Below are 24,485 nucleotides of genomic sequence, written 5' to 3' on the forward strand. Positions count from 1 at the left end.
CGCTTCGTGGCCAGTAATTCAACTATTCCGCGGGCACTGGAAGCGGGGCCGGCCGGAGGCGCTGCCGCAGCCGGTCGATCAGGAGGTAGATCACCGGCGTGGTGTACAGCGTCAGGATCTGCGAAACGAACAGGCCGCCGATGATGGTGATGCCGAGCGGCCGGCGCAGCTCGGTGCCGGGGCCGGTGGCAATCACCAGCGGGATGCCGGCAAACAAGGCCGCCATCGTCGTCATCAGAATGGGGCGGAAGCGGACGCGGCACGCCTCGAAGATCGCGTCCGCCGACGACAGGCCGCGGTTGCGCTCGGCATCGAGCGCGAAATCGACCATCATGATGCCGTTCTTCTTGACGATGCCGATCAACAGGATGATGCCGACGAAGGCGATCACCGTCAGCGGCGTGTTGGTCACCTGCAGCGCCAGCAGCGCGCCGAGGCCCGCCGACGGCAATGTCGAGATGATCGTGATCGGATGCGCCAGGCTCTCATAGAGCACGCCGAGCACGATATACATCGCCACCAGCGCGCCGAGGATCAAAAGCGGCTGCCGGCCGCTGGTCCTGTTGAAATCGCCGGCATTGCCATCGAAACTGCCGCGGATGCCTTCCGGCATGTGCAGCTCCTCGACCGCGCGCTGGATGTTCGAGGTCGCGACCTCCAGCGGCACGTCGGGCAGCAGATTGAACGAGACCGTCGTCGAGGGGAACGACTGCGAATGAAATACCGCCAGCGGCGACAGGCCGCGCTGGTAGCGCACCACGGCCGATAGCGGCACCTGGGCGTCGTTGGCGCCGGCCACGAAGATGCGCTCCAGGTTGGACGGATCAGCCTGGAATTTCGGATCGATTTCCAGCACCACCATGTACTGGTTGCGCTGGGTATAGATGATCGAGATCTGGCGCTGCGCGAACGCGTTGTTCAGGGCGTTGTCGATGTCCTGGACGCGGACGCCGAGGCTCGAGGCGGTCTTGCGGTCGATCACCAGCGACAATTGCAGGCCGCCGGGGTCGCGGTCGCTGGAAATGTCGGTGATGCCCTCCACCGTCTCCATGCGCTTGGCGACCAGCGGCGCCCATTTCTGCAAGAGGTCGAGGTTGGTGCTCGACAGCGTATATTGATAGTCGGAATCGCTCTGCCGTCCGCCGGCGCGGATGTCCTGCGCGGCGAACATGAAGAGGCGGATGCCGGCGACCCGGTAGAGATTCCTGCGCAGACGATCGATCACCTGCGCGGTCGACAGGCCCGCCCGCTCCTCCGGCGGTTTCAGGCTAATGAACATCACGCCACGGTTGGAACCTCCGCCGCCGGGACCGCCGGGGCCGCCCAGCGAAGAACCGACGCCAGCGACCGCCGGATCGGCCATCACGATGTCGGCCAGCTGCTGCTGCAGCCCGAGCATCGCCTGGAACGAGGTGTCGGGCGAAGCCCGCGTCGCGCCGATCACGAACCCGCTGTCATCGGTCGGGAAGTAACCCTTCGGGGTCTTGATATACAGCACCACCGTCAGTGCGATGGTGGCAAAGAACACGACCAGGGTCAGGAACGGGAACCCCAGCACCGCCCGCAGCGTCCAGGTGTAAAAGGCGACGATACGCGACAACGTGCCCTCGACCAGGCGGTCGAACCAGGTCGCACGGTCCGACGTCGCTTCCTTGATGTAATGTGCGCAGATCATCGGCGTGATCGTGAGCGACACCACGGTCGACACCACGATGGCAAAGGTCAGCGTCAACGAAAATTCCCGCAACAGCCGGCCGACGATCCCGTCCATGAAGATCAGCGGCGTAAACGCCGCGATCAGCGACAGGCTGATCGACAGCACGGTAAAGCCGATCTGCCTGGCGCCTTCAAGCGCTGCCGGATAAGGCGCCATGCCGTGTTCGAGGTTGCGGTACATGTTCTCGATCATGACGATGGCGTCGTCGACCACGAAGCCGACGGAGATTGCGAGCGCCATCAGCGACAGATTGTCGATCGAGAATCCGGCAAGCCACATGCCGGCACAGGTGCCGGCCAGCGCCAGCGGCACCGAGACCCCGGCCGCAATGGTCGGCGTCAGCCGCCGCAGGAAGGCGAACACCACCAGCATCACCAGGAAGGCTGTCGCCAGCAGCGTGTACTGCATGTCGAGGACGCTGGCGCGAATCGTGCCGGTGCGGTCGACCAGCGTCGAAATTTCCACGCCGCCGGGCAGCCACTGCTTCAGTTCCGGCAGCAGCGCCCTCACCCGGTCGACGGTATCGATCACATTGGCGTCGCCCTGCTTGGTGATCTGGATCAGGACTGCCGGCTGCTTGTTGAACCAGGCGATCGAGCGGCTGTTGCGGACGGAATCCTCGACGTCGGCGACGTCGGCGAGGCGGACGAAATTGCTGCCTGCGCTCTTGATGATGATGTCGCGGAATTCGGCCGCGGTGCGCATCTGCTTGTTAGTCGAAATCGTCTCGCTCTGCCGGCCGCCATTGAAGATGCCGACCGGGCCCAGCGGATTGGCGTTGATGATGGCGAGCCGCACATCGTCGGTGGCGATCCCCGCATTCGACAGCGCCACCGGGTTGAGCGCGATCCGCACCGCGGGCTGGTCGGCGCCGGAGACGGTGACCTCGCCGACACCAGGCACCTGCGAGATGCGTTGCGCGATCACGGTATCGGCGACGTCGTACATCGCGCTGGTGGTCAGGGTCCTCGACGTCAGCGCCAGCACGAACACCGGCGCGGCTGCGGGATTGGCTTTGCGGAATCGCGGCAGCGACGGCAGGTCGCTCGGCAAATCCGCCAGTGACGCATTGATTGCGGCCTGCACGTCGCGCGCGGCGCGGTCGATGTTGCGGCCGATCGCAAATTGCAGCTGGATACTGGTGGTGCCGAGCGAACTGGTCGAGGTGATTTGGTCGAGGCCGGCGATCTGGCCGAGCCGGCGCTCCAGGGGTGCTGCAACGGTCGAGGCCATCACGGAAGGATCGGCGCCGGGCCGCGTGGCGGACACCCGGATCATCGGAAAATCGATATTGGGTACCGCCGAGACCGGCAGGAAGACGTAGGCAACCATGCCGACCAGAAAGAGCCCGATCGCCAGCAGCGTGGTGCCCACCGGCCTGCGGATGAAGGGCTCCGAGATCGATGCCATCTATTGCATCCCCTCGGTCGCGCCGGCAACCGTCGGTCCTGGCGGCCCGAGGTCCGGCACCGCCTTCTCGATTTTGCGATTGAGCCGGTCGAGCGCCAGATAGATCACCGGCGTCGTGTAGAGCGTCAGCACCTGGCTGAGCAGCAACCCGCCGATGATGGAAATGCCGAGCGGAAACCGCAATTCGGCGCCGGTGCCGCTTTCGATCGCCAGCGGCAGCGCGCCGAACAACGCGGCCAGCGTCGTCATCATGATCGGGCGGAACCGCAACAGGCAGGCTTGCACGATGGCTTCATTGGGCGACATGCCCTGGTGCCGCTCCGCCTCCAGCGCAAAATCGATCATCATGATCGCGTTCTTCTTGACGATGCCCATCAACAGAATGATGCCGATCAGGCCGATCACCGACAGGTCCTGCCCGAACAGCATCAGCGCCAGAATGGCGCCGACGCCGGCCGACGGCAGTGTCGAGAGAATGGTGATCGGATGAATGTAGCTCTCATAAAGCACGCCAAGCACGATGTAGATGGTGACGATCGCCGCCAGAATGAGCCAGGGCTGGCCGGCCAGCGATTTCGAGAATTCGGCCGCATCGCCGGCGTAGACGCCGACGATACTGCCGGGCATGCCGATGCTGGTCTCGATCTTCTTGACCGCCTCGACGGCATCGCCCAGCGCCTCGCCGGGCGCGAGGTTGAAACTGAGTGACACCGCCGGGAACTGCGCCAGATGCGAAATCGCCAGCGGCGCGGTGGTGCGGGTCAGCGTCGCCACCGCCGACAGCGGCACCTGGGCGCCGGGGGCGCCGGCGGTCGTACTCGCGGCCCCCGGCAGATAGAGTTTTGACAGGATCGACGGATCGCGCTGATACATCGGCATCGCCTCCAGCACCACGCGATACTGGTTGGCCTGGCCGTAGATCGTCGAAATCTGCCGCTGCGCGAAGGCGTCGTTGAGGGTGTCGTTGACCGCCTGGATGCTGACGCCGAGCTGGCCGGCGCGCTGCCGATTGATGTCGAGCGCGGCGCGCAAGCCACCTTCCTGGGCTTCCGACGAGACGTCGCGGAACAGCGGATCGCGGCGCATTTCGGCAACCAGCTTCTGCGACCACAGCGAGACCTGCGCCGCATCGGTGCCGGTCAGCGTATACTGGTACTGCGAGCGGCTCGACTGGGTCGAGATCTGCACGTCCTGCACCGGCTGGAAATAGATGGTCATGCCGGGGATCGACGCGGTGCGTTGCTTCAGCCGGTCGACCACGACGGAAATGTCGTCGTGCCGTTCGCCGCGCGGCCTGAGCGTCATCACCAGACGTCCGACATTGGTGGTCGGGTTGACCGAGCCGGCCCCGATCACGGAGACCACGCCGACGACATCCGGATCGGCCTGGATCACGGCCGCCGCCGCCGCCTGCCGGCTCTGCATCTCGGCAAAGGAAACATCGGGCCCGGCCTGCGTGACCGCTGTAATCGAAGCGGTATCCTGCAGCGGCAGAAAGCCCTTCGGCGCGATCACATACAGCACGAGGGTGGCAACGATGGTGGCGAACGTCACCACCAGCGTCGCGCGCTGGCGCTGCAGCACCCACAACAGCGTGCGATGGTAAAAGGCGACCATGCGGTCGATGAAGCGGCTGACGGCGGCAAGCCCCGGGACCGTCATCTCCTCGCCGACATGCTTGAGCAGCCGCGAGCACATCATCGGCGTCAGTGTCAGCGACACGATCGCCGAGGTCACGACCGCAATCGTCAGCGTCAGCGCGAATTCGCGGAACATGCGTCCGACCAGTCCGGACATGAACAATAGCGGGATGAAGACCGCGATCAGCGATACCGTCAGCGAGATCACGGTGAAGCCGATCTCGCTGGCGCCCTTCAGCGACGCCTCCATCACGGACTCGCCGTTTTCCATGTGACGGACGATGTTCTCGATCATCACGATGGCGTCGTCGACCACGAAGCCGGTGCCGATCGTCAGCGCCATCAGCGACAGGTTGTCGAGGCTGAAGCCCGAAAAATACATGATGCCGAAGCTCGTGATCAGCGACAGCGGCAGCGCCACGCCCGCGATCAGGGTCGCGCGCAGCGACCGCAGGAACAACAGCACCACCAGCGTCACCAGCACCACGGAAAGGATCAGGGTGAACTGGACATCCCGTACCGAGGCGCGAATGGTGACGGTCCGGTCGGAAACGATGGTCAGGTTGACGCCGGCCGGGATCGCGCGCTGCACCTTGGGAATTTCCGCGCGGATCTGCCGGACCACCTCGATCACGTTGGCACCGGGTTGCCGCTGGATGTCGATGATCACGGCCGGCGTGCCCTGATACCAGCCGCCGGTGCGATCGTTCTCCAGCCCATCGATGATGATGGCGACGTCGCCGATCGTGACCGGCGAACCGTTGCGATAGGCGATGATGATCGGCTTGTAGGCCTCCGCCGCCGCGATCTGGTCATTGGCGGCGATGGTGTAGGCCTGCTGCGCGCCATCGAGCGATCCCTTCGGCCCCGACACGTTGGCGCCCGCGATGGCGTTGCGCAGATCCTCCATCGAGATGCCATAGGCGGCGAGCCGGGCCAGATCGGCCTGCACCCGCACCGCGGGCTTGAGCCCGCCGAGAATGGCAACGCGCCCGACGCCGGAAATCTGGCTGAGCCGCTGGCCGAGGATGGTGTCGGCGATATCGCTCATGGCGCGCAGCGAAATCGTCTCCGACGTCAGCGCCAATGTCAGGACCGGCGCATCGGCCGGGTTCACCTTGGCGTAGGTCGGCGGATACGGCAGGTTCCTCGGCAGGATTCCGGCGGCGGCGTTGATCGCGGCTTGCACGTCCTGGGTGGCGCCGTCAATGTCGCGGTTGAGGTCGAACTGCAGCGAGATCTGGCTGACGCCGAACGAAGAGGTCGACTGCATCGACGACAGCGATGGAATTTGTCCGAGCTGGCGCTCCAGCGGCGCCGTGATCAGCGACGCGATCACGTCGGGACTCGCGCCCGGCAGTTGCGTCGTCACCTGCACGGTCGGAAAATCGACCTGCGGCAGCGCCGATACCGGCAGCGCCCAGTAGCCGAGCGCGCCGCCGATCATCAGCGCGATCCCCAACAGCGAGGTCGCGATCGGCCGGCGGATGAACGGTTCGGAGACGCTCATGGTTGCGTGCTCACTTGCGAATTCATTTCAGGCGTGCGGCGTAGTTGATCACGGCTGCGACTTCGCAGCGCCGCCCGATGGCCCGGCTGGTGCCGGGCCGGTTTGTCCCTTCTGATCGCCCTCGCCGCGCTCGCGCTTGCCATCCTTGCCCTGACCGCCCTTGGAATCTCCCTTGGCATCGGGGCTGCGGCTGCGCTTGCGCGGCGCGAGGTCGGCGGTCGGCGCCCGGTCATCGGTGCCGATCAGAACCCTGGCGCCGTCGGACAAATTGGCAAAGCCTGTCGTCACCACGCGGTCGGAGGTCGAAAGCCCGCTTGCGATCACGGCGTCGCTTTCGTTCTGCTGCGTCACCACGACCGGCTTGGCGGTCGCGACATTGTCGGGGCCGATCACATAGCTGAACGTGCCGGCCGGGCCGCGCTGCACGGCCGACGTCGGCACCACGATCGCCTTCTCGATCGTTTCGACCTTCAGCCGCACATTGACGAATTGTCCCGGCCAGAGCTGGAATTTTGCATTGGGGAATTCGGCCTTCAGCTTCAGCGTGCCCGTGGTCGGATCGACCTGGTTGTCGATGCCCTTGAGCGTACCGGTATCGACGACCGTCACGCCGTCATTGCCGAACACGTCCACCGCCAGCACGCCCTTGGCCGCAGCGGCGTTGACCCGCACGATCTGCTGCTGCGGCAGGCTGAACTGCACGGCGATCGGCTGCAATTGGGTGATGATGACGAGGCCGGTTACATCCGCCGCGCGGATGATGTTGCCCTGGTCGACCTGGCGCAGGCCGGCGCGCCCCGACAGCGGCGCGATGATCTTGGTATAGCCGAGCGTGGCCTTGGCGTTGTCGATCGCGGCCTGGTCGGCATTGACCAGCGCTTCCTGCTGCGCCACCACCGCACGCTGCGTATCGGCCTGCTGCTTGGAGCCGGCATTCGACGCCGCAAGCTGCTGATAGCGCGCCAGATCGAGCTTCTGGTTGGCAAGCAGGGCTTCATCCTGCGCCTTCTTCGCCACCGCCTGGTCGTACTGCGCCTGGTAGATCACGGGATCGATCTCGCCGAGCACGTCGCCCTGCTTGACGTCCTGGCCCTCGACGAAATTCACCTTGATCAGCTTGCCGTCGACCTGGGCGCGCACCGTCACCGTGTTCAGCGCGCGGACCGAGCCCACCGCGTCGAGATAGACCGGGACATCCTGCGTCCGCGGAACAGCCGCCAGCACCGGCACCGGCAGGTCGGGGCGTGCGCCGGGCCCGCCGCGGCCGGTCTGTTTCTGCTGAAAGGCGTTCCAGCCGAGATAGCCGAGCCCGCCGAGGATCAAGAGCGTAACCGTCAGCGACACCATCCGCCGGCCAATGCCGCGCGCGACGCGCTTGCCCGCCGTCTTGGCGTCGTCCTTCAATTCCGGCTTAAAGAGCATCGACCGGCCTTTCCATCCTGGGCTCCCAGCCGCCCCCCAGCGCCTGATAGAGGCTGACGATCGCAAGCAGCCGGGCCAGTTGGGCCTGCGACAGCGCATCCTCAGCCTGGAACAACGTCAGCTGCGTATTTAGCACAGTTACGATATCTGCAGTGCCGGCCCGCAGCTGCTGTTCGGACAATTGAAAGGCCCGCCGCGACGCCGCCACCACCTCACGCTGCAACCGCAGCTTCTCGGTGGTCTGGCGGATCGACATCAGGGCGTTATCGACATCGGCAAAGGCCTGCACCACGGTCTTGCGGTAGGTCTGCAGCAGTTCGTCCTGCCGCGCCTTGGTGAACTCGAAATTGCCGAGGATCCTGCCGCCGTCGAAGATCGGCTGGGTCAGGCTGCCGACCATGCTGAAGAACGCGGCGTGCGGCTGAAACAGCGACGTCAGCGCCGAGCTCTGATAGCCGCCCTGCCCGGTCAGTTGAATGCTCGGAAAGAACTGCGCGCGGGCGTTGCCGACATTGGCGGTCGCCGAGGCTAGCTGGGCTTCCTGGCGGCGGATGTCCGGGCGTTGCGTCAAGAGTTCCGACGGCAGGCCGGGCGTGACCCGCGGTGCGGCGATCTGGTTGAGCGAACCGCCGTTGACACGCACGGCTTCCGGCGGCCGCGACACCAGGGTTGCCAGCGCATTGATGTTCTGGTCGAGCGTCTGGCGCAGCGGCGGCACCAGCGCGCGCTGGTTGGCGAGCACGCTCTCCTGCTGCGCGACGTCGAGGTCGTTGCCGGTGCCGGCGGCCAGGCGGTCCTTGATGGCGTTGAGGATGCGCTCGGCGCTGGCGATGTTCCGCTGCGCGGTGCGAATCCGGTCCTGCGCCGTCAGCACCTGGAAATAGGCATTGGCGACCGTCGTCAGCGTCGTCAGCGCGATGACGTCGCGGTCGAAGCGGTTGGCGACGGCGGTCTCTTCCGCCGCCTGCGCTGCGTCGCGGTTCTTGCCCCAGAAGTCCAGCTCGTAGCTGGCGCTCAGCGAGGCCGAATAGTTGACCACCTCACGGCCGCCATTGGTCAGGCCGCTGGCGCTGGAGCCTGAGGTGCGGGAATAGGTCTCCTGGCCGGCGCCGCTGAGACTGGGCAACAATGCCGCGCCCGCGATCCGCGCCTGCGCGTCGGCCTGCCTGAACCGCGCGGTGGCCGCCGCAATGTCCAGATTGACGGTCTGCGCCTCCTCCATCAGGACCGTGAGCTCCCGCGAACGGAAGCCGCGCCACCAGTCGAGCGTCGGCGGCGCGTCCGCGGCCTTCGAAAGCCGGGCCGCCTTGTAGCCCTCGGGCACGTCAAGTGCGGGATCGGGAAGATCCTTGGTCAGGATGCAGCCCGCCGAGCTGGCGACGAGGCCAAGCACGGCGAGCGACCGCGCCAGCCGCTTGCCGCCGGGAATGAGAGCGGGCCAGCCTTCCATCGCAGCCGTTGCAATTCGCTGGGTCACACCCGTTCTCCACCGGGCAAATCCCGGCCCGGCGCACGACGAGCGCTTCTCCTGATGGCCTGCGATACGTTCACGGGGGTGATGCTTCCGTTGGAACCGAACCCGATACTAGCCTTGCGATCAGCACGCGGACAGCCCCGCGCGGCCCTTCACGGATCGTCGGTTTGGACGCGTAAAACACGCGGCAGAGAGCTCACTCCCCCTTGTTTTATAGGCCTTGGAGCGATGCCGGGACGCGGCGGGACCGCCGAAATCTTACGAAGATTTCATGGGTTTTCCTGGGGTTTTCCGGGGGTTTTCCCCCTGTTCTGACGTCCCGCATCGTCTGTCCTACAGCGAATCCGCGCCTGTGGCCGGTTTGAAACCCCGGGAACAGCCCCCCCGTATCTCGCAGCGTGCTATGGAGGGCCAAAAATGCGGGTCGCGGTGGTCGGGACGGGAATCAGCGGCAATGCCGCGGCCTGGACCTTGTCGAATCATTATCCGGTCACCGTCTACGACCGCGAGCTCAGGCCCGGCGGCCACAGCCATACCGTCAGCATCGACTATGACGGCGCGCGGCTTGCGGTCGACATCGGCTTCATCGTCTACAACGAACTGAACTATCCTGACCTGACGGCGCTGTTCGACCATCTCGGCGTCGAAACCGTCGAAAGCTGCATGAGTTTTGCGGTGACGGCGGACACCGGCCGCTTCGAGTGGAAAGGCGGCGGCAACAACTGGTTCGAGACCGCACGCGGATTGTTCGCGCAAGCCAGCAACCTGTTGTCGCCCTCCTATCTCTGGATGCTGCGCGACATCGTCACCTTCAACCAGCAGAGCATCGAGGATTATGCGGCCGGAAAACTCGCCGGGCTGACGCTCGGCGAGTATTTCCGTACGCGCCACTTTGCGCCGCGGCTGTTGACCGATTATCTGGCGCCGATGGGCGCTGCGATATGGTCGGCGCCATCGAGCGAGATGCTGGACTTCCCGGCCGAAAATTTCGTCGCCTTCTTCGCCAACCATCGCCTGCTGCAATATGACCGCCCGGTCTGGCGCACCGTGAAGGGCGGCAGCCAGCGTTATGTCGAAAAGCTCACCGCTTCATTCCGCGACCGGATCAAGCTTGGCTGCGCCGTCACCGCAATCGAGCGTACCCCGCATGGCGTCGTCGTCCATGACAGCCACGGCAAGACCGACACCTACGATCATGTCGTGATTGCGTCCCACAGCGATCAGGCGCTGGCGATGCTGTCAGATGCCGACGACCGCGAGCGCGCCATACTGGGCGCGATCGGCTATTCCCCCAACACGATCTATCTGCACCGCGATCCCGCACTGATGCCGAAGCGCCGGCGCGCCTGGGCCTCATGGAATTTCCTGCGCTGGCCGCGGCAGGGGGGCCTCGATCACGGCGTCGATAACGACGTCTCCGTGACCTACTGGATGAACGAGCTGCAGGGGATCGACGACGACAAGCCGTTGTTCGTCAGCCTCAACCCGCCGGTCGCGCCCGATCCCACGCTGACCTTCGGCAAATACCTGTGCGAGCATCCGCAATATAACGCCACAGCCTTTGCCGCCCAGAAGCGCCTGCCGGAAATTCAGGGCCGGCGGCGCACCTGGTTCTGCGGCGCATGGACCGGATACGGCTTCCACGAGGACGGATTGCGATCCGGCCTTGCGGTCGCCGAAGCGCTCGGCGCGGTGGCGCCATGGCGCCAAGCGCCGCCCGAACTGGCCGAAGCTGCGGAGTAGCCATGCGCGCAACACCAATCAGATCGGGGAAAACCGACGCTCCTGCCGAGGCCGCCGCGCTTTACGTCGGTGACGTCATGCATGCCCGGCTGAAGCCGATGGGCCATCGCTTCAGCTATCGCGTGATGAGCCTCTTGATCGATCTCGACCGGCTGGCGGACGCGGACCGGCAATCGCCGCTGTTTCGCGTCAACCGCGCGGCGCTCTACAGTTTCCACGAGGCCGACCATGGCAAGCGGGACGGATCATCCTTGCGCGCCTGGGCGCAACATTGCGCGGCCGAGCGCGGCATCGACCTCACGGGCGGACGGGTGCTGCTGCTCTGCTATCCCCGCCTGCTCGGCTACACTTTCAATCCGCTCTCCGTCTATTTCTGCTACCGCGCCGATGGCGAGCTGGCACTGTTACTTTACGAAGTGCGCAACACTTTTGGCGAGATCCATGCTTACGTCCTGCCGGTGCTATCCGGCGAAATCAGCGATGCCGGCGTGCGGCAGCGGCAGGACAAGCTATTCTACGTCTCGCCCTTCATCGAGATGGCGATGCGCTACCATTTTCGCGTGCTGCCGCCGGGCGAGCGCGTGCAACTGCGAATTCTGGAAACCGACCGCGAAGGCCCCCTGCTCGCTGCAACCTTCAATGGCAGCCATCGCGTCCTCAACACCAAGGAGTTGTTGCGTGCGTTCTTCGCCCTGCCGCTGGTCACCATGAAGATCATGGCGGCGATCCACTGGGAGGCACTGCGGCTCTGGCGGAAGGGCGCGCGGCTGGTGCCACGGAAGGACGCAGCCCTCAATACCGGCTTGGCGACCGGGAAAAGCAACGATTATACTTCGCCGGCGTTGTCCACCCGTGCCAGGAATTGAAGCAGGGTCGATCGACCATGCGAGGCCGGGTAAACCGCCATTCGATGGATCGCCCATGCCCGAGTTGATTTCGGTCACATCGGAAACCGTAGACGCGACGTTTCCGGAATTGCCCCGCCTGGTCCGGCTGGCGCTGGGCTTTGGTTCAAGGCTGCAACATGGCACGCTCGACGTGACGCTGGCCGACGGCCGCGTTGTGCGGCTGGGCGGTAATGCGCCAGGTCCTGCCGCCGCCATGAAGATTTACGATTACGGCTTCGCCTCGCGTCTGCTGCGCGGCGGCGACATCGGTATCGCTGAAGCCTATCTGCGCGGCGAGTGGGATACGCCCGACCTCACGCAATTCCTCTATCTGTTCTGCGTCAACCAGGACTGGATGCAGACCATGCTGGTCGCCAACCCGCTGACACGCACCTTTCAGGCCGTCAGACATTGGCTAAACCGCAATACGCGGCGGCAGGCCCGCCGCAACATCTATGCGCATTACGACATCGGCAACGCGTTCTATTCGGCGTGGCTCGATCCGAGCATGACCTATTCATCTGCGCTGTTCGAGGACGACACCTCCGACCTGACCGCAGCCCAGCACAACAAGTACCGCCGGCTTGCCGAGGCCATCGATCTGCGGCCGGGCCAGAAGCTTTTGGAGATCGGCTGCGGATGGGGCGGCTTTGCCGAATACGCCGCCAAGACGTTCGGCGCCAAAGTCGTCGGACTCACCATCAGCAAGGAGCAGCGCGATTTCGCCCAGGCGCGCATTCACAATGCCGGTCTCAGCGACAAGGTCGAGATCAGGCTGCAGGACTATCGCGACGAGCGCGACCGCTATGACCGGATCGCCTCGATCGAGATGATCGAGGCGGTCGGTGAGCAATTCTGGCCGAAATATTTTTCACAGTTGCGCGACCGCCTGCTGCCCGGTGGCCTCGCCGGCATCCAGGCCATCACCATCCAGGACAGCCTGTTCCAGACCTATCGCCGCGAAGTCGATTTCATCCAGCGCTACGTCTTTCCGGGCGGCATGCTGCCCTCGCCGCAGATCCTGAAAACGCTCGGCGAACGCTTCGGCGTTCCCGTCATCCGCGAACGCATTTTCGGGCAAGATTATGCCAGGACGCTTGCGATCTGGCGAAGCAATTTCCGCGCGGCCTGGCCCAACCTGACGCCATCAGGCTTTGACGACCGCTTCCGGCGGCTGTGGGAATATTACCTCGCCTATTGCGAGGCGGGGTTCCTGTCCGGAAATATCGACGTGCGTCAGGTGGTGTTTGCGAAATCGGGCTGACAGCCCTGTTTCAGCGCTGGCTTGTATGGCTAGCGGCGGTCCTTTAGGGTCGCCCAACGAATAGGCAAACAAACCGGCAATTTCAGAACATGGCCTTCAACAAAGACGTCATCGAAGCGATCGGCAACACGCCGCTGATCAAGCTCAAGCGCGCATCTGAGCTGACCGGCTGCACGATTCTCGGCAAGGCCGAATTCATGAATCCCGGCCAGTCGGTCAAGGACCGCGCGGGCAAATGGATGATCCTGGAGGCCGAGAAGCGCGGCGAACTCAAGCCGGGTGGGCTGGTGGTGGAATCGACCGCCGGCAATACCGGCATCGGTCTCGCCGTCGTCGCCAGCGCGCGCGGTTACCGGACCTTGATCCTGATCCCGGAAACGCAGAGCAAGGAAAAGAAGGACATGCTGCGGCTGTGCGGCGCCGAGCTCGTCGAGGTGCCGGCGCTGCCCTATTCCAATCCGAACAACTATCAGCATGTCGGACGGCGGCTGGCCGCCCAGCTTCGCAAGACCGAGCCGAACGGCGTGTTGTTCGCCGACCAGTGGAACAATCTCGACAACGCCAAGGCGCATTACGAGTCCACTGGACCGGAGATCTGGGAGCAGACCGGCGGCAAGATCGACGGTTTTATCTGCTCGGTCGGCACCGGCGGCACGCTGGCCGGCATCAGCCGCTATCTGAAAGAGAAGCACCCAGGCATCGTCAACGCCTGCGCCGATCCGCATGGCTTTGCGATGTACGAGCTGTTCAAGCACGGCACCGCCAAATCGACGCCGGGCGACTCCATCACTGAGGGCATCGGATTGGGTCGCGTCACGCCGATCATCGAGACCGCCAAGGTCGATGACGCCTTTCTCATTTCGGACGAGGAGGCCGTGAAAGTGATCTACGACCTGCTCGAGCACGAAGGCCTGTGCCTCGGCGGCTCGACCGGCGTCAACGTCGCCGGCGCAATCCAGCTCGCGAAGCAGCTCGGACCAGGCAAGACCATCGTCACGATCCTCGCCGACTCCGGCAACCGCTATCAGTCAAAACTGTTCAATCCGGAGTTCATGCGCTCGAAGAACCTGCCGGTGCCGGCATGGCTGGAAAAGCGCACCCAGATCGACGTGCCGTTCGAAAAGGTGTGAGGACGGCCGGTCGCACTTTCTAACCCTCATGGTGAGGAGCGCGTCTTCGCGCGTCTCGAACCATGAAGCCCGTGGCCCATCCTTCGAGACGCGGCCAAGAGGCCGCTCCTCAGGATGAGGTCGGTGGTTTCAGCTAGTGCCGCAGGATCTGGCTCAGGAACAACTTCGTCCGCGCGTGCTGCGGATTGGCGAAGAATTCCTGCGGCGTGTTTGACTCAATCACTTGCCCCGCGTCCATGAAGACGACGCGGTTGGCGACTTCGCGGGCAAATCCCATTTCGTGGGTAACCACCAGCATGGTCATGCCTTCCCTGGCGAGATCGACCATGGTGTCGAGCACTTCCTTGACCATTTCCGGATCGAGCGCCGAGGTCGGCTCGTCGAACAACATCACCTTGGGGTTCATGGTCAGCGCGCGGGCGATCGCGACGCGCTGCTGCTGACCGCCCGACATCTGGCCCGGATATTTGCTGGCCTGATGCGGGATCTTGACCCGCTCCAGATATTTCATCGCGGTCGCTTCGGCATCCTTTTTCGGGATGTTGCGCACCCAGATCGGCGCCAGCGTGCAGTTCTCCAGCACGGTCAGATGCGGAAACAGGTTGAAGCTCTGGAACACCATGCCGACCTCGCGGCGGACCTCGTCCACCTTCCGCAGGTTCGGTCCCAGTTCGATGCCGTCGACGACAATGTTGCCTTCCTGGAATTCCTCCAGCGCGTTGATGCAGCGGATCAGCGTCGACTTGCCGGAGCCTGACGGACCGCAGATCACGATGCGCTCGCCCTTGGCGACATCGAGGTTGATGTCGCGCAGGACGTGAAAGTCTCCGTACCATTTGTTGAGCGCGTTGATGCCGACGATCGAGTTTGCGGTCATGGTCATGTACTCAGTTGCGACGATGCGCGTTCAACCTGTTCTCGACGAACAGCGAGTAACGCGACATCCCAAAACAGAAGACGAAATAGATCATCCCGGTAAAGGCAAAGCCGGTGAACAGCGTGGTGGGCGTCGCCCAGGCCGGGTCGGAGAACGCTGCCCGCAACTGTCCGAGCAAATCGAACAGCGCCACGATCGAAACCAGCGAGGTATCCTTGAACAGGCTGATGAAGCTGTTGACGAGATTGGGGATGACGTGGCGCAACGCCTGCGGCATCACGATCAGCGCCGTGGTCTTGCTCCAGGACAGGCCGAGCGCGCTCGCCGCCTCGCCCTGCCCGCGCGGGATCGCTTGCAGGCCGCCGCGGATGTTTTCGGCCTGGTAGGCGCCCGTAAACAGCGCGATCCCGATCAGGGCGCGCACCAATCCGTCGATGGTGAAGCCGGTCGGAACGAACAGCGGCAACATATAGGTTGCGAAGAACAGCACCGTGATCAGCGGAACCCCGCGCCAGAACTCGATGAAGGCAATCGAGAAAATCCGGATCAGCGGAATCGACGACCGCCGGCCGAGCGCGAGCGCAATGCCGACCGGCATCGACGCAACGATGCCGGTAACCGCCACCACCAGCGTCACCAGCAGGCCGCCCCACAGCCGCGTATCCACCTCCGGAAGCCCGCCGCTGTCGAGCCCCATCGCCGCGATCACGATGCCGATGCCAGCAAAGATCGCCAGACTGGTGGCCAGCGGTCGCCAGCCGGCGCGCAGGCCGCCGCCCAGCCAGAACAGCACGGCGGACACGATCAAGGCGGTTGCGGCGAGGTCGGCCCAGACGGGCCGGCCGAAAGCCTGGATCTGTTCGCGCAACCAGGTCAGCGGCAGAAGTATCCAGCCAATCAGCGTGCTGAGGACCACGATCAGCTTGCCGAGCACCCACAACAACGGCCCGATCACGGCGGTCGTTTCGCCCGAAGCGACGAGTTTCCTTCCGCCATCGCCAATACTGTCGTTGAAGCCCGACAACAGCCCGGCCGTCCAGCTCACGCCGAAGCCACCCAGCCCGCCGCCGCGCAGCAGGAAGAACGCAATGACGGGGAATGCCAGGAAGAACAGGATGGCGTTCGGACCCTTGCCCGGCAGCCGCGGGATCAGCAGCGGCAACAGCAGGATCGCGGCAAGAAAGAAGGTCAGGTTGACCCGCCAGCGTTCTGGCTCCGGATAAAATCCGTAGATGAACTGCGAGAACTTGGCCTGAACAAAGGGCCAGCAGGCGCCGATCGCATCAGCGGGATTCTTGGGGAGGCAGGCGGTGCGGTCCGTGCCGGTCCAGACGGCATCAACCAGCAGGAATCTCAGTGTGGGCCCGACGATAAACCACAGCAGCAGCGCGCTGACGATCGTGATCAGGATGTTGGTCGGCGAATTGAACAGCCGCGTGCGCAGAAAACCGACGAAACCGGTGGTCTTCACCGGCGCGGGCCGCTCGGGCACGAGGTCCTGGCGAACGAAAATGGATGAAGGGGTGTCGCTCATCCGCCCATGCTCCGGCTGATCCGCCATCCATAGAAGCTCATGATCGCGCTGGTGACCAGCGAGATCAGCAGATAGACGCCCATGGTGATGCCGATGATTTCAATCGCCTGCCCGGTCTGGCTCAGCGTCGTGCCGGCAAACACCGAGACCAGGTCGGGATAGCCGATGGCGACCGCCAGTGAGGAGTTCTTGGTCAGGTTGAGATACTGGTTGGTCAGCGGCGGCAGGATCACGCGCATCGCCTGCGGGATCACGATCAGGCGAAGCACCGAACCGCGCTGCAGCCCAAGCGAGGAACCGGCTTCCATCTGCCCCTTGTGCACGGACAGAATGCCGGCCCGCACGATCTCGGCGATGAAGGAGGCGGTGTAGGTCGATAGCGCCAGCGTGAGCGCGACGAATTCCGGAATGACGCGCGAGCCGCCGGCGAAGTTGAACCCCTTCAATGTGGGAACTTCAAACGAGACCGGAGCACCAAAGATCAGCGCGCTGAGCAACGGCAGGCCGATCACCAGACCCAGCGCATAGGGCCACACCTTGATCACCCTGCCACTCTGGAACAGTTGCTGGCGCGCGTAGCGCGACAGTGCAATCGCAGCAACGATCGCCGCCAGCACCGCAACGACGAACGGCTCAAAACCCGCCGTGCCGATCGGCTTTGGAATGACGAGACCGCGGTTACTGAGAAAGAAACTGTCGAAAATGGAGATGCTCTGCCGCGGATTGGGCAAAGCGGCGAGCACCGCAAGATACCAGAACAGGATCTGGAACAAGACCGGCAGGTTGCGGATCAGTTCGACATAGCCGCCCGAAATCCGTGACAGCAGCCAGTTCGGCGATAGCCGGCCGAGGGCTACGATGAAACCGATCAGGGTGGCGAAGAAGATGCCGATCACCGAGACCAGCAGCGTATTGAGCAGGCCGACCAGAAAAACCCGCGTGTAGGGATCGGATCCCGCATACGGGATCAGGCTCTGGCTGACGTCAAAGCCCGCATTGTTGGCAAGGAAGCCAAAGCCCGCAGTGATCCGCTGCGCCTGCAAATTGGCGCGGGCATTGGCGACGATCTCGTAGGAGATCCAGGCGAGCGCGGCGACAAACAGGAGCTGGAGCACGAAGCCGCTCCAGCCCGCCCGGCCGCCAAGTGCCCGCTGCAGCTTCGGAAGCAGCTGCGACGGTGGTTTTCGGGGTTCGATGGCCATCGCCGCAGCCCCTCTCGCTGGCGCTTAGCGGATCGGCGGTGCGTACTGGATACCGCCCTTGTTCCAGAGCGCGTTGAGGCCGCGGGCAATTCCGAGCTTGGAGCCGGCGCCGACGTTGCGATCGAAGGCCTCGCCGTAATTGCCGACGGCCTTCACGATCCGCGCGACCCAATCCTTGGTCAGGCCGAGCTGTTCGCCGAGATTGCCGTCGGTGCCGAATACCCGCTTCATCTCCGGCTTGTCCGATTTCGCCATCTCGTCGACGTTCTTCTGGGTGATGCCCAGTTCTTCCGCGGTGACCATCGCGAAAAGCGTCCATTTCACGATATCGAACCACTGGTCGTCGCCATGGCGCACCATCGGGCCGAGCGGCTCTTTCGAGATCACTTCCGGAAGCACGACGTGATCGGCGGGGTTCGCAAGCTTCAAACGATCGGCATAAAGCCCGGACACATCGGTGGTGAAGACGTCGCAGCGCCCGGACTCATAGGCCTTGACGGCTTCGTCGTTGGTGCCGAAGGCGATCACCTCGTACTTCATGTTGTTGCCCTTGAAGTAGTCGGCCAGATTCTGCTCGGTGGTGGTGCCTTGCTGCACGCAGACCGACGCGCTGTTCAATTCCAGCGCGGAATTCACCTTCAGCGCCTTCTTCACCATGAAGCCCTGGCCGTCATAATAGGTCACGCCAGTAAAATTGGCGCCGAGCGAGGTATCGCGCGACAGTGTCCAGGTGGTGTTGCGAGACAGCACGTCGATTTCGCCCGATTGCAGCGCGGTGAAACGGTCCTTGGCCGACAGCGGCACGAACTTGATCTTGGTTGCGTCATTGAAGACCGCGGCCGCAATCGCACGGCAGACGTCGACGTCGAGCCCGGTCCAGTTACCCTTGTCGTCGGGTGACGAGAACCCCGGAAGACCCTGGCTGACGCCGCAGGACAACATGCCACGGTCCTTGACCGTCTTGAGGGTTTGCGCCGAGGCGGCCTGGGCCGAGAGACCGGCGGCTAGGGCAAGGGTAACAACCAGAGATACGCGTTTCATGGGCAAGGCCTTTCAAGGGGGTCGTCCGGAGATCGTTTTTTAGGCAACGCCTGACGTTGTGGGGCCAACCCGCTGATCCCTCGCTGAAAAGCGTCATCCTCACCGTGCATTTGACGTGCCAGTTCGGTCAGGCAATGGATCTGAAATCGCGGCAGGCCCCTCAACTTGCAGCGACTGTTAGTTGGCATGCATCTCAGAACGACTGGCGTGCCGGGTCAAGGGGTTGACTGCCGACTTCTGTGTCTTGTTATTAACTTGCCCGGCCCCGCCCTGCCGCCCGGCGGTGTTTTCGCAATCAAGTTGTGGCTGCGGCATAACGTCTTGGATAATGCAAACGCATGAGCTTTTCGAACGACGGACCGTCCAACCCGCAAAAACCCGAAACCAGACTGGTCACCGCGGGCCGTGACACCAAAGGGCAAAGGGGGTTCGTCAACCCCGCCGTGTTCCACGGTTCGACCGTACTCTATCCGACCGCCGAGGATCTGCACGCCCACCGCGCCGAATTCTCCTACGGGCGTCACGGCTCTCCGACCACGCGCGCGCTGCAGGACGTACTGATGGCGCTGGAAGGCCCGCAATGCACCGGCGTCGGCCTGACACCGTCGGGGCTGGCCGCGATTACCACCACCCTACTCTCGGTGCTGAGCGCCGGCGATCACGTGCTGGTGACCGACAACGTCTACCGGCCGTCGCGCAATTTCTGCAACGGCATGCTCGCCCGCTACGGCGTCGAGGTCAGCTATTTCGATCCGCTGATCGGCGCCGGGATCGAAAGCCTGTTCAAACCCAACACCAAAGCGGTGCTGGTCGAGGCGCCCGGCTCGCAGTCGTTCGAAATGAGCGACATCCCCGCCATCGCCGAAGTCGCGCATGCGAGGGGCGCGCTCGTCATCGACGACAACACCTGGGCGACGCCGCTGTTTCACCGCTCGCTCGACCAGGGCGTCGACATCAGCATGCAGGCCGCCACCAAATATATCGGCGGCCACTCCGACATCATGTTCGGCACGATCTCGGCGAACGCCAAAGCGTGGCCGCTGCTCGCCGAGGGCATCCGCCTGCTCGGCGTCTGCGCCGGTCCCGACGACGTCTTCCTGGCGCTGCGCGGCACCCGCACGCTGTCGGTGCGGCTCGCGCAGCATTACCGCTCGGGCCTCGAAATGGCCCGCTGGCTCGCCAGCCGCCCCGAAGTATTGCAGGTGTTGCATCCGGCGCTTGAAAGCCATCCCGGCCATGCGATCTGGAAGCGCGACTTCACCGGCGCTTCCGGCCTGTTCAGCATTGTGTTGAAGCCGGTGCCGCAGAAGGCGGTCGACGCCCTGCTCGATACCGTCAAGCTGTTCGGCATGGGCTTTTCCTGGGGCGGCTTCGAAAGCCTCATCATTCCGTTCGACTGCGATCAATATCGCACCGCGACCAAATGGTCCCCCGGCGGGCCGACGCTGCGGCTCCACATCGGCCTGGAGAATGTCGACGACCTCAAGGCCGATCTCGAGCGCGGTTTTGCGGCGTTGAAGACCGCCGCCTAGGCGGGCGGCTCACGCCGCCCGATTTCCCATCCTGGCAGCGCCCGCCATCTCAGCCGCGAGCAACAAAGCCGCCCGGCTGGCGCCAACCGAGGCGACGCCCTGGCCTGCGATGTCATAGGCCGTGCCATGCGCCGGCGTGCAGATCGGAAACGGGAAACCGCCCAGGATCGTCACCCCGCGATCGAAGCCCATCAGCTTCATCGCGATCTGGCCCTGGTCGTGATACATCGTCAGCACCGCGTCGAAGGCGCCGCTCTTGGCACGCAGGAAAACCGTGTCGGCCGGAAACGGTCCCTCCACCGCTATTCCCTCGGCCCGGCCGGCCATGACAGCGGGTTCGATCAGATCGATCTCCTCGCGGCCGAAATTGCCGCCGTCCCCAGCATGCGGGTTGAGCCCGGCCACCGCGATGCGGGGCTCGGCAAAGCCGGCCCGTCGCATGCAGGCATCGGTCAGTTTCAGCGCGCGATGAATACGTTCGACGGAGAGAAGCGAGGCCACGTCCTTGAGCGCGATGTGCGAGGTGACGCGCGCATTCCAGAGCCTGTCGAGCACGTTGAATTCGCTGGCTGGCGTCTTCAGGCCGGCGACCTCGGTGGAGAACGCAATCTCGTCGTCATACTCCGCGCGCGCGAGCCGCATTGCCTTCTTGTTGAACGGCGTGAAGCAGACCGCATCCGCCTGCCCGTCGCGCGCAAGCGTGAGCGCGCGACGATAGTTCTCCAGCGCGAATGCGCCGCCGGGCTGGCTGGCCACACCACGTTCGATTTTGGCAGGATCGAGATGGCCGATATCCATAAAGGCGGCATCACCGCCGATTGTTCGAGGGTCCGCGGACGGCGTCACATTTGGCAGGTCCGCCTTGGCGCCGGCCACCCGCGCGCCCTCGTCAAAAACGCGGCGGTCCCCAATCACGATCAGGCGGGCGCGGGAGCGGATTTCGTCGAGACAGACGAGCTTCGCGGTCAGCTCCGGGCTGATGCCGGCGGGATCTCCCATTGCCAGCGCGATCACCGGCTTGCCGGGGCTCTGCATGTTCATATGATCCTCACCTTTTCATGAGCGGCTTCGTCCGGCTTTCGCAGCAGACGCACAATCTGCAAGACGAGCGGTAGCAGCAACAACGCCATCCCGGCCAGGACGAGGGTCGTCACCAGCCGGTTTGCAAAGAATATCCCGAGCGATCCCTTCGACATCAGCATGGCCTGCCGAAAGGCGTCCTCGGCCTTGTCGCCGATCACGATCGCAAGCACCAACGGCGCCAACGGATAATGCAGCTTCTTGAAGAGATAGCCGACGACACCGAAGCCGAGCATCAAGACGACGTCGAGATAGGAGTTCGAGACCGAGTAGGCGCCGACAACGCAGATGATGACGATCAGTGGTGCGATGACGGCGAAAGGAATCCGCATCAGGGCGGCAAACACGGGAACGGTGAGCAACACGAGCACAACCGCGACGATGTTGCCGACATACATCGAGGCGATCAGCCCCCAGACGAAATCCTTCTGATCGACGAACAGCATCGGTCCGGGATTCAATCCCCAGATCATCAGCCCGCCCATCATGACGGCGGCCGTCGCCGAGCCGGGAATGCCGAGCGAGAGCATCGGCAATAGCGCGCTGGTGCCGGCGGCATGGTCGGCGGTCTCCGGGGCGATGATGCCCTCGGCCTCGCCGCTGCCGAAACGCGCGCCATTGCGCGAAAAGCGCTTGGCGATGCCATAGCTCATGAAGGAAGCGGCGGTCGGACCGCCCGGCGTAATGCCCATCCAGCAGCCGATGGCGGCGCTGCGCAGCAACGCAATGCCATGGTGCGGCAGACGGCCGAGCGCCCGGAAGACTTCCTTCCAATCAACCCTCGACGATACCGCGCGGGCGTGGAACTCCTCCTCGACCGCAATCAGCAACTCGCCGATGCCGAACAGCCCCATGACGGCAACGACGAAGCTGACGCCCTTCACCAGTTCGTCGATGCCCATGGTGAGCCGCACGCTGCCGGAGACCGTATCGATGCCGATCGCGGCGATTGCAAAACCGATCGCGAGTGCCACCACCGTCTTGATCGGCGCCGCACCGCCCATGCCGACGAAACTGGCGAAGGCGAGGAAATAGACCGCGAAGTATTCGGGCGGTCCGAAGGCGAGCGCCACCTGCGCCACCCAGGACGCCAGAAACGTAATCAGGATTACGCCAACAAGCGCGCCGAACGCCGCCGAGCCGAAGGCAGTGGCCAGCGCCGTCGTCGGCCGGCCGTCGCGCGCCATCGGATAGCCGTCGAAGGTGGTGGCGACCGACGAAGGTTCGCCCGGGATGTTGAACAGGATCGACGTCACCGAGCCGCCGAACAGCGCGCCCCAATACATGCTCGAAAGCAGGATGATCGCCGACACCGGCTGCATGCCGAAGGTCAGCGGCAGCAACAGCGATACCCCGTTTGGCGCACCCAGGCCCGGCAGAACGCCGACCAGAATGCCGAGCAGGACGCCGATCACCATCAGCGTCAGGTGCGGGACGGTCACCGCGATGGTGAAGCCGTGCAGCAGCGATTGAAGGTTTTCCATCGCCCGTCCCTTCAGAAACCGAACGCTGTGGCGAGCGCACCGTGCGGCAGCGACACCTGGAACATGCGCTCGAACACGACGTAGAGCGCAAGCGGCGTAACCACGGCGATAACAAGCGCGCGAAGAACCGATTGCCGTTTCGGCAACGCCAGGACCGCGAAAACATAGCCCGTCGAGCCGAGATACATCCCAACGATGGGAATGACAGCAACGAAAATCGCGGCAGGAACGAACAACCCCGCGAGGCGGCGCAATTCGGACGCCGTGATGGCCACCCTGACAATGGCGAGGGCACCGCGTCCGAGCGCGCCCTGCCCCATATTGTAAAGACTGCCGAGCACGATGATGACGCCGGTCAGGAAGGGAAACGTGCCGGCGTCGACACCGGCGCTCGACCAGCCGATGCCGTTGTCGATGCTGGACACGACGACCACGACGCCGAAGATTCCGGTCAGCGCGGCCGTGGATATCTCAAGCGCACGTCGTGATATCATCGCGGCCCGCCCTACTTCACCAACCAACCCTGTTCGCCGGCCACCTGCTTCACGTGTTCGAGGTCCTGCTTGATGAAATCGTCGAACGCAGCGCCCGTCAGGAAGGTGTCAACCTGCGAGGTCTTCTCGATGTAGTCCTTCCATTCGGACGTCGCCTGCACCTTCTTCATGAGATCGACGTAGAAGGCCGCCTGCTCCGCGCTGACCTTGCCCGGCAGCCACACCGTCCGCGGCTGCTCATATTGCGAAATCGCCAGCCCCTGCTCGACGCAGGTCGGCACGTCGCTCCAGCCTTCGGTTGCCGTGACCTTCGGCCCCTTCGGCAACCGCTTCGGGCTGAAGGCACAGAGCGGGCGCTGGGTACTGCCGCGCCACTGCCCAAGGCTCTCGGAGGGATTGTTGACGTGCGCATCGATATGGCCGCCGGCCAGCTGCACGGCGGCCTCGGCGCCGCTCTTGAATGGGATGTAGGTGAATTTGACGCGCGCCGCCTTCTCGATCATCCGCGTCAAGACCTCGTCGGTGTCCTTGGACTGCGCGCCGCCCATTTTGAACTCGGTCGCGGCGGCCGCCTTGAGAAAGTCGCCCGCCGTCTTGAAGGGCGCGTCCTGTTTCACCCACAGCAGGAATTCGTCCTGCGCCATGGCGGCGATCGGGGTGAGATCGGTGTAGTTGAAGGCGACCTTGGAGACGAGCGGTTGCTGCCACGCGTTCGAGGTGCCGAAGATCACCTTGTAGGGATCGCCGGCGGACGCCTTGCCGTAGACATAGCCTTCCGCCCCGCTGCCGCCGCCCTTGTTGACGACCACGACCGGCTGATCGGTCAATTTGTATTTGGTGACGATGCCCTGGACAGCGCGCGCGAGATTGTCGGTGCCGCCGCCCGGCCCCGCGGTTGCGACGAACTCGATCGGCTTCTGCGGCTGCCAGGCCGCGGCGGCCGGAATCGCGCCCGCGAGCATAAACGCTGTCGTGGACAGCAGGAGTTTTGCAGTGATCTTCATGGTTTCCTCCGGGTAGGCGTTTTTTGTTCCTTTGGATTTT

At 64.1% G+C, this 24,485-nt stretch carries 17 protein-coding genes; 5 read left to right on the forward strand and 12 right to left on the reverse strand.

Annotated elements, in window-relative coordinates:
* Positions 1 to 22 precede the first annotated feature (22 nt).
* The 4 genes from JQ624_RS30270 to JQ624_RS30285 are packed head-to-tail and all read right to left on the reverse strand — an operon-like array spanning position 23 to position 9,149.
* Positions 23 to 3,127, reverse strand: a complete 3,105-nt coding sequence (locus tag JQ624_RS30270; protein WP_212422570.1) for an efflux RND transporter permease subunit — start codon at positions 3,125 to 3,127, stop codon at positions 23 to 25.
* On the reverse strand, positions 3,128 to 6,277 hold the full coding sequence (locus tag JQ624_RS30275) for an efflux RND transporter permease subunit (protein ID WP_212422571.1): 3,150 nt from the start codon (positions 6,275 to 6,277) through the stop codon (positions 3,128 to 3,130).
* 48 nt (positions 6,278 to 6,325) lie between these two features.
* On the reverse strand, positions 6,326 to 7,699 hold the full coding sequence (locus JQ624_RS30280) for an efflux RND transporter periplasmic adaptor subunit (protein WP_212422572.1): 1,374 nt from the start codon (positions 7,697 to 7,699) through the stop codon (positions 6,326 to 6,328).
* A complete protein-coding gene (locus tag JQ624_RS30285; RefSeq protein ID WP_212422603.1) occupies positions 7,689 to 9,149 on the reverse strand; it encodes an efflux transporter outer membrane subunit in 1,461 nt (486 codons plus the stop codon). Before JQ624_RS30285 ends, JQ624_RS30280 begins: the two co-directional genes overlap by 11 nt.
* Positions 9,150 to 9,590: 441 nt before the next feature.
* Between JQ624_RS30285 and JQ624_RS30290 the strand changes: the two genes are divergently transcribed.
* The 4 genes from JQ624_RS30290 (at position 9,591) to JQ624_RS30305 (ending at position 14,197) form a co-directional block, all read left to right on the forward strand.
* Positions 9,591 to 10,916 (forward strand): NAD(P)/FAD-dependent oxidoreductase, encoded by a 1,326-nt coding sequence (locus JQ624_RS30290; protein ID WP_212422574.1) that lies wholly within the window; start codon positions 9,591 to 9,593, stop codon positions 10,914 to 10,916.
* A 2-nt stretch (positions 10,917 to 10,918) separates the two neighbouring features.
* Positions 10,919 to 11,782 (forward strand): DUF1365 domain-containing protein, encoded by an 864-nt coding sequence (locus JQ624_RS30295; RefSeq protein ID WP_212422575.1) that lies wholly within the window; start codon positions 10,919 to 10,921, stop codon positions 11,780 to 11,782.
* A gap of 55 nt (positions 11,783 to 11,837) precedes the next feature.
* Positions 11,838 to 13,067, forward strand: a complete 1,230-nt coding sequence (locus JQ624_RS30300) for a cyclopropane-fatty-acyl-phospholipid synthase family protein (protein WP_212422576.1) — start codon at positions 11,838 to 11,840, stop codon at positions 13,065 to 13,067.
* Between the two features lie 89 nt (positions 13,068 to 13,156).
* On the forward strand, positions 13,157 to 14,197 hold the full coding sequence (locus JQ624_RS30305; RefSeq protein ID WP_212422577.1) for a cysteine synthase A: 1,041 nt from the start codon (positions 13,157 to 13,159) through the stop codon (positions 14,195 to 14,197).
* A 133-nt stretch (positions 14,198 to 14,330) separates the two neighbouring features.
* Here the strand turns inward: JQ624_RS30305 and JQ624_RS30310 are convergent, their stop codons facing one another.
* From JQ624_RS30310 to JQ624_RS30325, 4 genes are read right to left on the reverse strand one after another with little or no spacing between them, the layout of a single operon-like run.
* Complete coding sequence (locus JQ624_RS30310) at positions 14,331 to 15,074, reverse strand: amino acid ABC transporter ATP-binding protein (RefSeq protein ID WP_249130182.1); 744 nt, start codon at positions 15,072 to 15,074, stop codon at positions 14,331 to 14,333.
* Positions 15,075 to 15,084: 10 nt separating this feature from the next.
* The gene (locus JQ624_RS30315; protein ID WP_212422578.1) at positions 15,085 to 16,608 is read right to left on the reverse strand and encodes an amino acid ABC transporter permease; all 1,524 of its coding nucleotides are present in this window, start codon (positions 16,606 to 16,608) and stop codon (positions 15,085 to 15,087) included.
* On the reverse strand, positions 16,605 to 17,810 hold the full coding sequence (locus JQ624_RS30320) for an amino acid ABC transporter permease (RefSeq protein ID WP_212422579.1): 1,206 nt from the start codon (positions 17,808 to 17,810) through the stop codon (positions 16,605 to 16,607). Before JQ624_RS30320 ends, JQ624_RS30315 begins: the two co-directional genes overlap by 4 nt.
* Before the next feature lie 24 nt (positions 17,811 to 17,834).
* Positions 17,835 to 18,851, reverse strand: coding sequence for an amino acid ABC transporter substrate-binding protein (locus JQ624_RS30325; RefSeq protein WP_212422580.1), 1,017 nt, complete (start codon positions 18,849 to 18,851; stop codon positions 17,835 to 17,837).
* A 338-nt stretch (positions 18,852 to 19,189) separates the two neighbouring features.
* On the opposite strand from JQ624_RS30325, the gene metC reads away from it, so the two are divergent.
* Complete coding sequence (metC, locus tag JQ624_RS30330) at positions 19,190 to 20,383, forward strand: cystathionine beta-lyase (protein WP_212422581.1); 1,194 nt, start codon at positions 19,190 to 19,192, stop codon at positions 20,381 to 20,383.
* Positions 20,384 to 20,392: 9 nt separating this feature from the next.
* Here metC and JQ624_RS30335 read toward each other — a convergent pair whose 3' ends face one another.
* The 4 genes from JQ624_RS30335 to JQ624_RS30350 are packed head-to-tail and all read right to left on the reverse strand — an operon-like array spanning position 20,393 to position 24,445.
* Entirely contained in the window at positions 20,393 to 21,424 is a 1,032-nt protein-coding gene (locus JQ624_RS30335) for a 4-hydroxythreonine-4-phosphate dehydrogenase PdxA (protein ID WP_212422582.1), read from the reverse strand.
* Positions 21,421 to 22,947, reverse strand: a complete 1,527-nt coding sequence (locus JQ624_RS30340; RefSeq protein ID WP_212422583.1) for a tripartite tricarboxylate transporter permease — start codon at positions 22,945 to 22,947, stop codon at positions 21,421 to 21,423. Before JQ624_RS30340 ends, JQ624_RS30335 begins: the two co-directional genes overlap by 4 nt.
* 11 nt (positions 22,948 to 22,958) lie before the next feature.
* Positions 22,959 to 23,441: a tripartite tricarboxylate transporter TctB family protein gene (locus JQ624_RS30345; protein WP_212422584.1), complete on the reverse strand. Its 483-nt coding sequence runs from the start codon at positions 23,439 to 23,441 to the stop codon at positions 22,959 to 22,961.
* Positions 23,442 to 23,452: 11 nt separating this feature from the next.
* Entirely contained in the window at positions 23,453 to 24,445 is a 993-nt protein-coding gene (locus JQ624_RS30350) for a tripartite tricarboxylate transporter substrate binding protein (RefSeq protein WP_212422585.1), read from the reverse strand.
* Positions 24,446 to 24,485 lie beyond the last annotated feature (40 nt).

The sequence above is a fragment of the Bradyrhizobium sp. AUGA SZCCT0283 genome, assembly GCF_018130385.1.
Taxonomy (GTDB): Bacteria; Pseudomonadota; Alphaproteobacteria; order Rhizobiales; family Xanthobacteraceae; genus Bradyrhizobium.